This window comes from uncultured Ruminococcus sp. (assembly GCF_934476685.1).
Classification (GTDB): domain Bacteria; phylum Bacillota; class Clostridia; order Oscillospirales; family Ruminococcaceae; genus Hominimerdicola.
In genome coordinates, this window is record NZ_CAKSNX010000005.1 from 108,188 (window position 1) to 123,948 (window position 15,761).

At 40.0% G+C, this 15,761-nt stretch carries 12 protein-coding genes; 5 read left to right on the plus strand and 7 right to left on the minus strand.

What is annotated here, in order from left to right:
* Positions 1 to 339: 339 nt before the first annotated feature.
* Positions 340 to 2,907 carry a right-handed parallel beta-helix repeat-containing protein gene (locus Q0E19_RS07215; RefSeq protein WP_294408499.1) on the minus strand — a complete coding sequence of 856 codons (2,568 nt, stop codon included), beginning with the start codon at positions 2,905 to 2,907 and terminating at the stop codon, positions 340 to 342.
* Between the two features lie 285 nt (positions 2,908 to 3,192).
* Here Q0E19_RS07215 and Q0E19_RS07220 point away from each other — a divergent pair, with 285 nt between their 5' ends.
* A complete protein-coding gene (locus Q0E19_RS07220) occupies positions 3,193 to 3,636 on the plus strand; it encodes a thioesterase family protein (protein WP_294408500.1) in 444 nt (147 codons plus the stop codon).
* A 69-nt stretch (positions 3,637 to 3,705) separates the two neighbouring features.
* On the opposite strand, the gene Q0E19_RS07225 is transcribed toward Q0E19_RS07220, so the two are convergent.
* From Q0E19_RS07225 to Q0E19_RS07240, 4 genes are all read right to left on the minus strand, one after another.
* Entirely contained in the window at positions 3,706 to 4,245 is a 540-nt protein-coding gene (locus tag Q0E19_RS07225) for a stage V sporulation T C-terminal domain-containing protein (RefSeq protein WP_294408502.1), read from the minus strand.
* Positions 4,246 to 4,440: 195 nt separating this feature from the next.
* Positions 4,441 to 4,605, minus strand: coding sequence for an AAA family ATPase (locus Q0E19_RS07230; protein ID WP_365904810.1), 165 nt, complete (start codon positions 4,603 to 4,605; stop codon positions 4,441 to 4,443).
* 826 nt (positions 4,606 to 5,431) lie between these two features.
* Positions 5,432 to 6,160, minus strand: coding sequence for a hypothetical protein (locus tag Q0E19_RS07235; RefSeq protein ID WP_294408503.1), 729 nt, complete (start codon positions 6,158 to 6,160; stop codon positions 5,432 to 5,434).
* Positions 6,161 to 6,205: 45 nt separating this feature from the next.
* Positions 6,206 to 6,433, minus strand: coding sequence for an AAA family ATPase (locus tag Q0E19_RS07240; RefSeq protein WP_294408504.1), 228 nt, complete (start codon positions 6,431 to 6,433; stop codon positions 6,206 to 6,208).
* Positions 6,434 to 6,912: 479 nt separating this feature from the next.
* On the opposite strand from Q0E19_RS07240, the gene Q0E19_RS07245 reads away from it, so the two are divergent.
* Genes Q0E19_RS07245 through Q0E19_RS07260 form a run of 4 tightly spaced genes read left to right on the plus strand, consistent with a single transcriptional unit; the run spans position 6,913 to position 13,219 of the window.
* Positions 6,913 to 8,418 (plus strand): class I SAM-dependent DNA methyltransferase, encoded by a 1,506-nt coding sequence (locus Q0E19_RS07245; protein WP_294408505.1) that lies wholly within the window; start codon positions 6,913 to 6,915, stop codon positions 8,416 to 8,418.
* Complete coding sequence (locus Q0E19_RS07250) at positions 8,408 to 9,595, plus strand: restriction endonuclease subunit S (RefSeq protein WP_294408506.1); 1,188 nt, start codon at positions 8,408 to 8,410, stop codon at positions 9,593 to 9,595. The genes Q0E19_RS07245 and Q0E19_RS07250 overlap by 11 nt, the downstream gene beginning before the upstream one ends.
* A gap of 38 nt (positions 9,596 to 9,633) precedes the next feature.
* Positions 9,634 to 10,158 carry a hypothetical protein gene (locus tag Q0E19_RS07255; RefSeq protein ID WP_294408507.1) on the plus strand — a complete coding sequence of 175 codons (525 nt, stop codon included), beginning with the start codon at positions 9,634 to 9,636 and terminating at the stop codon, positions 10,156 to 10,158.
* Between the two features lie 13 nt (positions 10,159 to 10,171).
* On the plus strand, positions 10,172 to 13,219 hold the full coding sequence (locus Q0E19_RS07260) for a type I restriction endonuclease subunit R (RefSeq protein ID WP_294408508.1): 3,048 nt from the start codon (positions 10,172 to 10,174) through the stop codon (positions 13,217 to 13,219).
* 272 nt (positions 13,220 to 13,491) lie between these two features.
* Here Q0E19_RS07260 and Q0E19_RS07265 read toward each other — a convergent pair whose 3' ends face one another.
* The gene (locus Q0E19_RS07265; RefSeq protein WP_294408509.1) at positions 13,492 to 15,393 is read right to left on the minus strand and encodes a ferrous iron transporter B; all 1,902 of its coding nucleotides are present in this window, start codon (positions 15,391 to 15,393) and stop codon (positions 13,492 to 13,494) included.
* Positions 15,390 to 15,626: a FeoA family protein gene (locus tag Q0E19_RS07270; RefSeq protein ID WP_294408510.1), complete on the minus strand. Its 237-nt coding sequence runs from the start codon at positions 15,624 to 15,626 to the stop codon at positions 15,390 to 15,392. The genes Q0E19_RS07265 and Q0E19_RS07270 overlap by 4 nt, the downstream gene beginning before the upstream one ends.
* Between the last annotated feature and the right edge of the window lie 135 nt (positions 15,627 to 15,761).

The window sequence follows — 15,761 nt, forward strand, 5'->3', positions numbered from 1 at the left end:
GAATTTATGAACATTATAGCATTATCTTTTCTGATTGTCAATAGTTTTAACCCTTCCTCCTTCCATAATACCCCACTTTAGCACAGTAAAATGTGAAGTTTTAACAAAAAGATATATTACTGTTAATAAGCACTATCAACATAAGTTTTCAATAACCGCAAAAATGCGCATTTCAAAATCCGCCTATTTACGCAGGCAAAACGTTTTCGATCTTACAACAAAAGCCGGACATATGAACATCATGTCCGGCTTTATTATTTTGTTTACTCTGATAAACAATTTACGCTTTTGATTTGTGAACATTTTGTAAAAAATGATAAGCCTAATAATGGACTGTACTTACACCCACAGACCATATGTCCTGCCCTGAGCTGAACCCGAAACACGTCTTGAACGGATAAGCATACCGCTTTTCTTCTTGCTTTCGAGCATTGATCTCTGAACGGCTGAACCGCTTTCAGGCGGCTGGATATTCTGGCTCTTCACATTTTTGCCGAAACTGCTCTCGGTAAATATCTTCACCTGTGCGGAGGAGCTTTCGGAAACTATGCTGTCCCCTGTTCTGAGAGGTGAGGAATTTGCGGCATAGACGCTTTCATATGCGCCGTCGGAAAAGCTTATCTCAAAGGTAAACTCCTTTATTCCGCAGAACTGACCGCAGCCTGTGACTATGACTGAGGCTGTGCCGACAGAGGTATTGTTTGAATAGCGTGTTTTATAGTCTATTTCGGGGATAAGCACATCGCCGTCAAGGGTAAGGCTGAAATTCTGCACTATCTCTCTGCCGCTGTATCTCATAACTGGAGTTAAGTCGACTGTGGCAGTTTCGATAGACGCTTTTGTTCTGACATCGAGGACGGCTGAATTTTTGCCCGAACACTTTGTACCGTTTGCATCTATTATGCCTTTTACTCTGTACTCATATCTTGTTTTCATTGTCAGACCGAGGTCAACATAGCTTGCGCTGTAAACCTCTGCGATCTGATAGAAGTCCTCCTCCGAATCACGGAGCTTTCTTTCTATCACATAGCTGTCCGCCTCGGATACAGGAGTCCATGAAAGCTGGATATGCTCCTGATAAACTTCATCGGCGGTAAGCTTTTCGGTCGCTGCGGCGGCGATATTTCCTCCGCCCGAAACTGTAAGGCTGCCCGATTTATTATCCGAATAGTTATTGCCGCTTACAACGGCTACGCCCTTATCCTTTGCGTGAAGTCCCCACTGTTCGCCGCCGCTGACTGTATTCCCGCTGACGGTGACTTCCACTTCGCCCTCTACCATAATGCCGTCCTTTGCCGAGCCTGTTATGGTATTTTTCTTTGCGCTGCCCGAACCTGAGGTAAAGATTATACCTCTTGCGGCTGAGTTTTCTATAACGTTGCTTTCAAGGTCGGCGGAGGCATCTTTCGTTACCTTTATGCCGTTGCCCGACGGTGAGGTTATTTTATTGGAGGTGACCTTTATCTTATTTGAGCTGAGGGAAACGAAAACTCCAGACGCTCCAGGTGAAGAGCAGGTATTTTCCTTTACTGTAATATTTGTGCTTGTGCCTGTATAAATTGCGCTCTGAGGTCCGCCGTTTATTTTATTCTTTATGACAGAACAATCGGACGAGCCACGCAGCACCACGAGGTCGGCATCGAAATGATATCCTGAGCCGTCATAGCTGATATTATTTGAGCTTATCTGTATGCCTTTGGTATCGTTAAGAAGTATTGCTGTGCCGACGGTAGTTATATCGTTGTCGCTTATCTTTACTCCCTCGACCTTATAGTCGAAATCGGGGTAGATGCTTGCCTGAAGCTTTTTACCGTAGAGCTGGATAGCAAAAGGCTGGGGAACATAGCTTGTGACACGGGTCTTTATAGTATTTTTTCTTATAATAGTATTGGCATTATTGTTAAGTCTGTCATATATGCCGTCATAGCCTGCCACAGGCGGGTTATAGCCGACATACTCAAACTCTGTCATATTCTTGAAATCTATTCCGCTGCCTGTATTTGTGATAGTATTATTTTCGATAAGGCAGTTTTTATAGTTTTGCAGGATCATAGCGCAGTCGGTGATATTATCAAAGGTATTGCCTGAGATAAGTATATTTTTATAGTACACGCCGATAGTTGCGGAATGTGAGCCAAAGCCACGCATAAGGTCATAGAACTTATTATTCCTTATAACAACATTTTCGCAGTTTGTATCGTCAAATGGTGCAAAATGGACGAAAACGTTGCTGTTGTTCATTGTATCGAGCTGGATAGCTTCCTTCTGCTTTTCGCCGTAATACTCATGGAAGGAGCAGTTCTCGATAGTAACGTTCTTTGCGCCGCCTATTTCAAGAAGATGACCGTTATAGTTATCCCTGAACTCAACGTCCTTTATCCACAGGTTATTTATATGACCGAGGCGGACGTTTGAAAAGGCTGTTGAATTTGAATCTGTATTGCCGTCAAAGCAGCCGCCCTCGATAATGATATTTCTTTCACCGTTATATCCGCCCGACGGGTTCTGGAGGGCATTTTTGAACATAAAGCCTTTTGAATAGCCACGGACGATAGTTGCGCCTTTCATATACAGCCAGGTATTTGAGTATATTTTCAGAGGACGTTTTATCAGATATGTACCCTCCGGTATCACAACTTTGAGCTGGACCGTATCGCTGGCATTATCGACGGCATAATAAAGTGCGTCCTGTATAGCCTGATAGGAGTCCTTTTTGCCTGAACTGTCTGCGCCAAAATCCTTGACGTTGACTTCTATTGCAGTAGAATATCCCGAAATATTTGCACCTGTGGCGGTAGAGCCTGTTATTTTGGAATAATCAAAAGCAAAGCACCTTACTGACAGGAATGTGCAGGCTAAAAATAGCGCAGCAGCAGCTGAAAGCAAAGTGCGTTTCAATTTAATCAAAACTCATCTGTCCTTTCGTTGTCTTTACCTTTTTTGCTCCAATGAAATTTTAATATTTATTTTTATATTTCTATATATAATTTTTACACAAATTAATTATAACAAATCTCGGCGGCGATGTCAACTAAAAAGATACTATCTTAAGATTTTCCGCTGTTTATACTGACGCAGAGAAAATGTGAAAAAAGTGTAAACAATAGTACAAAACATTGGCATTTTGGTACACACAAGTGTTATACTATTATAATAGTATAAATACATAAAAATAAAAAGGAATGATAAAAAATGGATACAGTACCATACAGACGAAAGGCATACTACTACGAAACAGACCGAATGGATATTGTTCACCACTCAAACTATGTACGCTGGCTGGAGGAAGCGAGGGTGGATTTTCTGGGACAGATAGGCTGTCCATTCTGCGAGATAGAGAAGAGGGGCATTGTATCACCTGTTCTGTCGGTGGAAACGCACTACAAATTTCCTGTCAGGTTCGGAGATGAATTTGAAGTAAGGTGCAGACTGGTGAAGTTCAACGGCTGCGCCTTTGAGCTTGACTATGAGATATTCAATGTCACCACAGGGCAAATTTCCTGCGTTGCGCACACGTCACATTGTTTCACAAGCGCAGATCTGAAGCCTGTGAGATTAAAGCGCAGCTATCCAGACATATACGAAAAGCTGCTTGCTGCGGTCAGTTCGGATGAAAATGAAGATAAAAAAGGATAAGCTCAGCAGGGTGAGAAACAATAACAGGGCGGTGAAAATATACCGCCCTGTTTTTTCGATTTTAATGCTTTATTCTTCGATCTGTTTGCCGAGGAACATTGCTGCCGCTTTGCAGAGCATAGACTGGTTTTCGGAAACGTGCTGAGAATCGTCCGCCGCCATAAACGCAACTGCGCCTGAGATATCCCCATTGGAAATAATAGGCGAGATAGTAAGTGCGCAGGCGGTAAGTCCCTCGACCGGACGGACACGCTCGGCTGTATCGGTATACTCATAATTTTTTCTGCTTTCAAGCATTTCCTCCAGTGCGGGAGATATCCTGCGCTGGGAATACTCCTTTTTCGGAGCGCCCGAAACCGCCACGACATGGTCCTTATCGAATATGACGGCAGGTGCGCCGCCCAGCTTTGATATGACCTCGGCAGCCTGCAAAGCGCCGTCGGAAAGCTCGTTGATAGGCGAATACTTTTTAAAAATGACCTCGCCGTCGGGGTTTGTGTAGATCTCAAGGGGGTCGCCCTCACGAATACGCATGGTGCGGCGGATCTCCTTTGGGATAACTACCCTGCCGAGATCGTCGATCCTGCGGACAATTCCTGTTGCTTTCATATTTATACCTCCAAATTAAATTCAAAATTGCAGTAATATTATTTGCAAAAAAAATTTTATTATGCAAATATGGTAAGTTTTCGTTTGGAGTTACATCTATGAATCAGCTTAAAGTTAGAGCAAGTGCTTATACATATTTTGATAAACGTTCGAGTATTTTACAGTTAAAATATACTTGGTCATAAGTTTTTCATCTTAAAACATACAACGCCGTACCCTGCAATGTTTTTTGACCAAAACACTTTCTCCTTTTGATATTGACAAGCACATATCAAGTGCCAGCCACGATTTGCCGACCTTTGGTGCTCCTGCTAAGATATACAGACCTTGTGCGATAAACCTGTTGATTAAAATTTCTATTGGATTATATACAGTTCTATTATAGCATTAGAACACTTGTTAAGAGCCTATTTGAATTTTTGGGCTCACTTTTAGATACTGTCACTTAAAACGTAGTATTCATAATTCTCTCATGTTGTTCAGCATTGCTCAGCCAGATCTGAGCGATGCCTGATTTCTCGTTCTTGATTATCTGCAAAAGCAACACTCCTTATTACGATTTTTGCCCTTTTTGTATAGTGTTAATCAATTTGCACATTTTGCTTTATCGCCTCGTTTCTATATGGTTTTATTGTCTGTGCTTTTGATTGACTGCCCTGTGACTTCTATTGCAAAGTTCGTATTTACGCCCCTTTGAGCGTGATTTCTGTAACTTGCGACCCCTATTTTCCTTTGAAAGCCGTATCTTGACCCCATAAAAAATATGCACAAAGGCTTTGCAAAAACTGTGTATTTTCGGCACTTTTGCGGCGAGCTTTGCTCGTCCGCTGTGAGTGTTTCGGGGGCTGCGACCCCGAAACTTTAACTTGCAAGAGAATAATTCGGTTTACTTTAATTTCTGCATATCGGGTATTTGTGCAGATTGCCGAAGGCCTCAAACTGATTATTCGCTTTGACAATTTATTTTGGTTGATTCTATCGCCCACACCGGCTCACAAATCGCTTGTGTGGGTTTTCCCTTTGGCTTTGCTAAACTTACCCGATTGAAAACTAAAGCCCACAGATCGCCACACGTTTGCTGATTTGGGTTGACAGTAAAACTTTTATTTGAATTTTACCGTCACACTCTGCAAATCAAGATTTAACAAGGTTTTCAGGCTTTTTGAATCAGCTTGTTGACAGTAACTTAGTTAGTGTTTTTACTGTCACTACTGTCACGCTCACGGTCGTAATGAAGAATTATCAGCCTGCCGTTTCTAGTTCTCTTGTACTGAAAATTAATCCCATATTTCCTGAGAGTATAGCCGTTTTGAACAAAATCTCTTGTAACTCTGTTGGGATAAAATCTTTCATCAGATACAGTTTTTAAAGCAGTTACTAATTCCGAAGCCGTACCAACAAAATCAATTTGACTTTGAAGATAAACATACAACGCTGCAAGAAAAATGTTGTCCTTACTTTTTGGAGCGGTCGGCTCATCGGTAACGACCCACTTTTTCAAATCACTATCGAACTGCAAATTAATTTCTGCGTTTTCAATATCACGTCCAACACAGAACAATTTAGCAATGCGACTGCCACGCTTGTTTTCAATAAGCACCAAACTTCCGTCAACACAACCGCTGATTCCTGTACTTCCTGAGATCATATTGAATGGGTCGGTATCCTTGCATTTTCTGGTGTGATGTACAACTATTATTGCGATTTCAAGCTTGTCCGCAAGTGCTTTCAGCATAGACAGCTCTTTGTAATCTGAACCATAGCTTGAATCAGTATCGCTGCGAACCATTTGCAGAGTGTCAATGAACACGATCTTCAGATCGCAATGTTCGATTTTAAAACTTTCGATTTGCTCTTCAAGTCCGTTGCCTATTGACTCATACATAACAGAGAAGTATAAATTTTCAGTCGGCACATCAGTTATTTCATACAAGCGATTTTGAATACGAACGTAGCTATCCTATAAGCACAAATACAATGCTGTGCCCTGCAATGTTTTCTGACTTAAAACATTTTCTCCTTTCGCTATTGACAAGCACATATCAAGTGCCAACCACGATTTTCCGACTTTTGGTGCTCCTGCTAAGATATACAAACCTTGTGCGATCAAGCCGTCCACAACGAACTCAACAGGCTTATACACAGTGGTCATGATCTCCTCACAGGATCTTGTGCTAAGTTTTTTCAAATTATCATTCCTCCTATTCTGTTTTCAAGTTGCCGTTATTATATATGTAATTTATACAAACAAAAAAAGCTCGCACATATTTCAGATTCACGATTCGGCAACAGGATATAGTGATCCCGTTGTTTTAAATCGTGCCTGATAATATGTACGAGCTTATAGCTCTAAGTGTTTGATTATGTTTTTATGTATGTGGTAGGCACACTTATTATACTAATTATTACTGGTACATTGTAACACATAATGGTAGGTTTGTCAATGTATTTAGAACTGAAAAATAAAATTTAGAACAGAAAAATAAAATTTATATTGTTTTAGTTGAAGACTATTTATGTATAGCTTTATTATGCTGGTAGATTTTTTGTTCGATTTTTGCAAAAAGTTCGGAAATTCCGCATTTTAACTTGACTGATTGCACAAAATGTGATATAATATGACAAATAATGCCTTTCCGTTATTATAGATTTGATGAGGTGAATGCTATGGCCGAAAAGAATAATGCCAATATTGGCTTTGAAAAACAGATTTGGGATGCTGCTTGCGTATTATGGGGACATATTCCAGCGGCTGAATACAGGAAAGTAATCGTAGGACTGATTTTTTTGAGATATATCTCAAGTGCTTTTGAAAAAAGATACCAGCAGCTAGTGGATGAGGGCGACGGTTTTGAAGATGATAAAGATGCTTATGCTGAGGAGAATATTTTCTTCGTGCCTGAAGATGCACGTTGGGAGAAAATAGCCGCTGCTGCTCATACTCCTGAGATTGGTACAGTTATAGATGATGCTATGAGAGCAATCGAAAAGGAGAATAAAACACTAAAGAATGTGCTGCCTAAAAACTATGCAAGTCCGGATCTGGATAAACGTGTATTAGGCGAAGTTGTTGATTTATTTACAAATATGAATATGGATGATACTGAGGAGAGTAAAGATCTTCTTGGTAGAACATATGAGTATTGTATTCAGCAGTTTGCTGCTTATGAGGGTGTTAAAGGTGGTGAGTTTTATACGCCTGCAAGTATTGTAAAAACTATTGTTGCAATTCTCAAGCCTTTTAAAAATTGTCGTGTATATGATCCTTGTTGTGGTTCTGGAGGTATGTTTGTACAGAGTGCAAAGTTTATTCAGGCACATAGTGGCAAACGTGGTGAGATTGCTGTATATGGACAAGAGTCTAATGCTGATACCTGGAAAATGGCAAAAATGAATATGGCTATTCGAGGTATTGACGCTGATTTTGGACCATATCATGCAGATACTTTTTTCAATGACTTACATAGAACTTTGAAGGCAGATTTTATTATGGCAAATCCACCTTTCAATCTCTCGAACTGGGGTCGTGAAAAACTCAAAGATGATGTCCGTTGGAAGTACGGAATACCACCTGCCGGCAATGCCAACTATGCGTGGATTCAGCATATGATACATCATCTTGCACCAAATGGAAAGATCGGACTTGTTCTTGCAAATGGTGCATTATCATCGCAGTCAAGCGGTGAAGGTGAGATCAGAAAGAATATTATTAAAGATGGTCTTGTTGAAGGAATAGTTGCTCTCCCTACACAACTTTTTTATAGTGTCACAATACCTGTTACCCTGTGGTTCATCACAAAGAACAAAAAGCAGAATGGTAAAACATTGTTTATTGATGCACGAAATATGGGCCATATGGTTGACCGCAAACACAGAGATTTTACAGATGATGATATTCAAAAATTAGCAGATACATTTACTGCATTTCAAGAAGGTACACTTAAAGACGTAAAAGGATTCTGCAAAGTGGCAACTAATGATGACATAGATAAGCAGGATTATATCCTCACACCGGGTCGCTATGTTGGAATTGAGGAGCAAGAAGATGATGGAGAGCCGTTTGAGGAGAAAATGGCACGTCTGACATCGGAACTGTCGGAGATGTTTGCGAAATCCCATAAACTAGAGGACGAGATTAGAAAGAAGTTGGGGGCGATTGGATATGAAATCTGAGTTTATAATGAAGCCTCTTTCTGCCCTCGCGGACATACAAACTGGGCCTTTTGGCAGTCAGCTACATAAAGATGATTATGTTCAGACTGGCACTCCAATTGTGACAGTTGAACATTTGGGCAAGAAAAAATTTACGGAGCAGAATTTGCCGTGTGTTTCTGACGCGGACAAAGAGCGCCTCAGCAAATATACTTTGCGAGAGGGTGATGTTGTGTTTAGTCGTGTCGGTTCGGTAGACCGCTGTTCCTATGTTAGTGATGAATATGATGGCTGGATGTTCTCAGGGCGTTGTCTAAGGGTACGCCCGCTTATTGAAATTGATTCACAGTATCTTTATTACTATTTCACACTTGAATCAACAAAGCAATTTGTACGTGGAATAGCTACTGGAGCTACAATGCCATCAATTAACACTAAGTTTATGGGTGAAGTGCCCGTTACATATCCGCCAATAGAGAACCAACGCAAAATTGCCTCTGTGCTATCTGCACTTGATGACAAAATTGAACTAAACAACAAGATAAACAATAATTTAGAGCAGCAAGCTCAGGCTATCTTTTCAAATGAGTTTTTAACGCTTGAGACGTTGCCTGATAGTTGGAAACAAGCTAGTTTGATAGATATTGCAGACTATCGAAACGGTCTTGCTATGCAAAAATATCGACCAACTGCTGACGAAACAGGCATTCCGGTTCTTAAAATTAAGGAACTTCGTCAAGGCTGTTGTGATGATAACAGCGAACTGTGTTCTCCAAATATTAAAAGTGAGTACATCATTCGTGATGGCGATGTTATCTTCTCTTGGTCAGGTAGTTTGTTAGTCGATTTTTGGTGTGACGGTATTTGCGGCTTAAATCAGCATTTGTTCAAAGTAACATCAAACAAATATGATAAGTGGTTCTATTATGCTTGGACAAAGCACCATCTTAATCGCTTTATTGCTGTTGCTACTGATAAAGCTACAACAATGGGACACATCAAACGTGATGAACTTTCAAAAGCAAATGTTCTCATACCTAATGAGACAGACTACAATCGAATCGGAACTTTGCTTCAGCCAATTTATGATTTAATTATCGCAAATCGAATAGAAAACAAAAATCTTGCCAAACTAAGAGACACACTGCTTCCAAAACTAATGTCTGGCGAACTTGATGTTTCTAACATTGACCTCTAAGCCGCTAAATTATTGTTTAGAATAGAAAGGAAGTTTGTATGGGACTAATTATAAAATGGTGTAATGAAAATAATGGCTTTATTACTGCAATTTTGTCTATAATAGGACTTTTGTTAAGTGTAATAGCTATTGTTGTATCAATAAGAACAGCAAGATTGCCATACAAGAAAAAGCTAAAATTGACTTCATCTTTCGATGTAGCTTTTTCTAAAAATACTATCACCGGAGAAGTTACTAGTAACTTAGTGGGAATTTCGGTTAATGCTGCAAACATTGGCTCAAGAAATGTATCTATCACATATTTAGGAATATGTGTAAAAGATAAAAATTCCAATTGGAACAAACAAAAAATGACTAAAATTAGAGACGAAATAACTGGTACTGGAATGATAGCACCTGCCGAGATTAAAACTGAATTGTATAAAAAAGACGATTTACTATATTCACTCTCGTTATTGAGCGGAGACGCCAAAATTTATTTATATGCAATGGACACGGAAGAAACAGAATACTTCAAGAGTGCAGGCAATGCGAAAAATATGCTAATGAATTTAGAAAAATGAAGGAGAGAGATTTATGCTGGGATTATATACCGAAGCCAATTATGAAAATTCAATAATCGAGCTATTTAGAAATGATTTAGGATACGAGTATGTATATGGTCCTGATGTGGAAAGAGACTTTTATAGTCCATTATATGAAGAAATTTTACTTGATTCGCTCTATCGTTTAAATAGAGGTCTGCCTGATGACGCTATACGGGATGCATTGTTTAAACTTAAAAACTTTGAAAATGGAGAGCTCGTACAAAAAAATTCTGTTTTTATGGATTACCTGCAAAATGGTATTTCTGTAAGATATTCTGTCGACGGTGAAGAACGTTCTTCTATCGTCTATCTCGTAGACTATAAGAATTCTGGCAACAATTCTTTTGTTATTGCAAATCAATGGACTTTTATTGAGAACAGCAATAAACGCCCAGATATAATTCTGTTTTTGAACGGGTTGCCGATAGTGGTAGTTGAACTTAAATCGCCTTCACGTGAAGAAACCAATGCATCTGAAGCATATAAGCAATTACGAAACTATATGCAGGAAATTCCTTCTATGTTTATCTATAATGCAATATGTGTGATGAGTGATCAACTGACCTCAAAAGCTGGCACAATCACCTCTGGCGAGGATCGTTTTATGAAATGGAAAACCAAGGACGGAATTTACGAAAACACCCAGCACGCTCAATTTGATACTTTTTTTGAAGGCATCTTTGAAAAAAAACGTCTTTTGGATATCATAAAGAACTTTATCTGCTTTTCAAATGAAGGTACTTTGCAATTTAAAATATTGGCTGGATATCATCAGTATTTTGCGGTTAATAAAGCTGTAGTTTCGACCAAACACGCTACTGAAACAGACGGCAAGGGCGGTGTGTTCTGGCATACACAGGGCAGCGGAAAATCACTGTCAATGGTTTTCTATGCTCATCGTTTACAAGAGACACTTGAAAGTCCAACCATTGTAGTAATAACTGACAGAAACGATTTGGATGATCAGCTCTATGGACAATTTGCTAAATGTAAAGAATTTCTTCGTCAAGATCCTGTACAGGCTGAAAGTCGAGCACATCTTAAAGAATTACTAAATGGCAGAAAGGCCAATGGCATTATTTTTACGACAATGCAAAAATTTGAAGAGTCTTTTGATTGCCTTTCGGAGCGTAGAAATATTGTTGTTATGGCAGATGAGGCACATCGTGGTCAATATGGCTTAAAAGAGCGAATTGATGCCGAAACAGGTGAAATCAAAATTGGAGCTGCTCGTGTCATTAGAAATGCTTTACCAAATGCGACCTTCATTGGTTTTACTGGCACTCCTATTTCTATAAAAGACCGTAACACTCGTGAAGTATTTGGTGATTATATCGATATCTATGATATGACACAAGCCGTGGAGGATGGTGCGACACGCCCTGTTTATTACGAAAGCCGTGTAGTAAAGCTTAAACTTGATGAAAAAACATTAGAGCTTATTGATCAAGAATATGATATAATGGCCAATAATGCCGATCCTGAAGTTATTGAGAAAAGTAAAAAAGAGCTTGGTCAAATGGAAGCAATTCTCGGTAATGACCAGACGATCAATTCACTTGTGAATGATATTCTCTACCATTATGAAAACAATCGTGCAAATTTATTGACCGGTAAGGCTATGATTGTGGCATATTCTCGTCCAATAGCTATGAAGATATATAAGAAGATATTAGATCTTCGATCCTCGTGGAAGGATAAAATTGCTGTCGTTATGACAAACAGTAACAAAGATCCTGAAGAGTGGAATAAGATTATCGGAAATAAACATCATAGAGATGAATTGGCAAAACAGTTTAAAGATAACAGCAGTCCGCTCAAAATCGTCATTGTTGTAGATATGTGGCTTACAGGTTTTGATGTGCCGTCACTTGCAACGATGTATGTATATAAACCAATGCAGGGGTATAATCTTATGCAGGCCATTGCAAGAGTAAATCGTGTTTTTGGTGATAAAGAAGGCGGTCTTGTTGTTGACTATGTAGGTATCGCATCTGCATTGAAACAGGCTATGAATGATTATACAGCTCGTGACAAGAAAAACTATGGTGATACTGATGTTGCTAAGGTAGCTTACCCTAAATTTCTTGAAAAACTTTCTATTTGTCAGGATATATTTAATGGATATGATTATTCAAGGTTTATTAGTGGTACTGATTTGGAACGTTCAAAAGCAATTAGCGGCGCTGTAAATTTTATCGTTAGTGTTGATAAGAAACGAGAGCGAGAAGATTTTCTAAAGGAAGGACTACTTTTAAAGCAGGCGTTATCACTCTGTTCTTCTTTAGCAGAAAAAGATATGCGAGTTGAGGCGGCTTTTTTTGAATCGGTGCGAGTTCTTGTAACAAGGTTAATGAATCAAGGTGAAGGCAATAAAATATCTTTGCCTGAGATTAATGAACGTATCAATGAACTCTTAAAAGCTAGTATAAAAAGCGAAGGTGTGCTTAATTTATTCTCTGATGTTGATAAAGAATTTTCATTGTTTGATTCAAAATTTCTCGAAGAAATTTCGAGAATGAAAGAAAAAAATCTTGCGGTTGAACTTCTGAAAAAGCTTATTTCAGAGCAGGTTCAGGTTTATCGTCACACCAATGTTGTAAAATCTCAGAAATTCAGCGAAATTATTCAGCGTGCAATGAATTCTTACCTGAATGGTATGCTTACTAATGAACAGGTGATAGAAGAACTGCTTAATCTCGCAAAACAGATTGCCGCAGCTAATAGAGAAGGTGATCAGCTCGGATTAACTGCTGATGAATTGGCTTTTTATGATGCATTGACAAAGCCACAGGCAATAAAGGACTTCTATGAAAATGAAGAACTGATTGCAATTACTAAAGAACTAGCAGATACCTTGCGTAAGAACAGAACAATTGATTGGCAAAAGAGGGATTCCGCAAGGGCTAAAATGCGTATGCTCATAAAGAAACTATTAAAAAAGCACAAATATCCACCAGAGGGTATGGAAGATGCAGTGCAAACGGTTATGACACAGTGTGAATTATGGACAGACAATATTATGGATGTATTGTAACTTTAAAACATAGTTAGAACCTTTAAACACAGGGTAGTTTTTTCTGTAATATAAACATAACCGCAGTAAGTCACATCAATTCGTGACCTACTGCGGTTGTTGTATTTTACTATAATATAGAACTATGCCATCAGCCAGCTTTTTTTGTCACCACATAGGTAGTATAATTATTATCTGACAGCAATGTATACTCACATAAAGCGGTAATGCCGACTTTTTCCGTCTATATGTTAAAAAGTATAGTGTGATCTGCTAACTCACACTTCCACTACTCAAAAGATCAACACTCCAATATGATAAACAACACAAGCGATAAGCAATGCCGCAAGGGTGTAGAATACACCTATCTTGGCGGTCCATTTTGCAGAATGCGTTTCTCTTGCAGTTGCTGCCAAAGCACTAATGCAAGGCATATTGAAACTTATTGCAAAGATGAATGCCAGACCCTCAGCTTTGGTGAAGTTGGCGGAGAGGATATCCGAGATACTTGCCGCAGCAGCTCCTGATACCTTTGCACCGAAAGTGGAGCTTACCAAACTGCCGCCAGCTCCGTAAAGTGTGTTCAGTACGCCAAGAAGAGATTCTTTTGAGATCGTCGAGGCACAGAATGCAAGGAACGCCTCCCATTTCATTCCGAAGAACTTTGTCAAAGGTTCTATCAAAACGCCAAGCTTGTAAAGTATGCTGTTTTCTGCATTGCCGCCGAAACCGTAGGTCAGCACGAAGAACACGATAGATACAAGGGATATTATCCTGAGTGCACGGAGAAAAATATCCAAAGTGCGTTGGAACGTCACATACAGCGTGTTTTTTATCGCAGGCTTATGATATGGCGGCAGCTCCATAATAAGTCCTACTCGTTCCTCCTTTGGCGCAAGAGAATTGCCGAACACTTTGTAGACCACCCACATCATAAGGAACATAAATAGGAAGATAGATACCATTACGAGAAATCCGCCTGTGCTGCCAAACAATGCAATGGCGATAGTTGGCACAACGGAAAGGGTCGCCGCACAAGGAACTGCCCAGCTCATAGCAATAGCCAGCACTCGCTGTCCCCAGTTATCCACCACACGAGTACCTGTAGTGCCTGCAATGGTACAGCCAAGACCCATAAAAAATGGCATTATCGTTTTGCCCTGAAGTCCGACTTTGGACATTGTATGGTCGAACAGAAATGAGATACGGGCAAGGTAGCCAGTCTCCTCCATAAGGTTGAACCCTAGTGTAATGCCAAGTACGAACGACGCCATCATTAGTGCAAAATACAGCACATTGATAAGAACATCGCAGATGAGAGAAATGAGCAATGGGTGTACTGAAATTGCTTTCATTCCGCTGCGTAATACTCCGCTTATAGGCGTCAACGCTGACGCCGCAATGCTCGAAACAATGCCTGAAAAAATCATTGCCAAAAGGAATATCACCAAAATAATGCCGAAAGCCATTAGCTTTCCACGAACGGGTGAAAGTGCCAGCCTATCGAATTTGCTGAAAGCACTATGAGCGTCCTTATCCGCTGTGATAACTCCATTTAGCAGAGCATCAATGTAAGCCATTTTCTCCTTGGCGGTAGTCATTGTTTCTCCCTCAATCATCGGTTTCTGTGCTAGGGCGGTTTCAATGCTCTCGTAAAGTACACGATAATCCTTTTTGCGTATGGCAGACATTGGAATAGCAGGAACGCCAAGCTTTTCCGAAAGTGCGGCTGTATCAATGGCAATGCCCTGACCCTTGGCAACATCTATCATATTGAGGGCAAGAATGGCAGGAACTTTCATTCCAACAAAATCCGCCAGCATATACAGGCTGCGTTTTAACTGCGAGGCGTCTGCCATAACTACCACAAGGTCAGCATTTCCTGCGGCAATATAATCCCGTGTGATGACTTCTTCATCTGAGCCTGCGGAAAGAGAGTAGCTGCCCGGGAGGTCGGCAATTATCAAACGCTTGCCGTTCCATTTACATTCTCCCTCTTTTTGGTCAACCGTCTTGCCGGGCCAGTTGCCAACGTGTTGATGAGAGCCGGTCATCATATTAAAAATAGTGGATTTGCCTGAGTTTGGCTGTCCAAGCAGGGCGATAACAGGGGTGTCGCCGTCCTTTTTGTAAAGCTGACTGCTGCCGTGGTATTTGCAGTTCTTGTTTGACGGACAGTTTTCACAGTTACTCATTTGTCAGCACCTCCCACCATGATTTTTTTACTTTCTTCCCGACCGATCGCAACAAGTGTATCTCTTGCAAAGATCAGAACAGGCTGTTTCTTATGATTCTGACACACCTCAATGGTACTGCCGCAAAGCAGACCCATCGAGGACAGTCGGTTGACTAAGCGGTTTTCTTCTTTTATCTCACAAATGCAATACCTGCTGCCAGGCGTTGCATCGGAAAGTGCGATCGCATTCATATTACTTCCTCCAATTTCATTATTATGTGGTTAGTAAACTATAACTGCATAATAATGTACCACAAAATATGAATACTGTAAAATCCATTTACATAATTTAAGCCCGTTTAGCAATGAATTGTTTTCAGCTTCTTG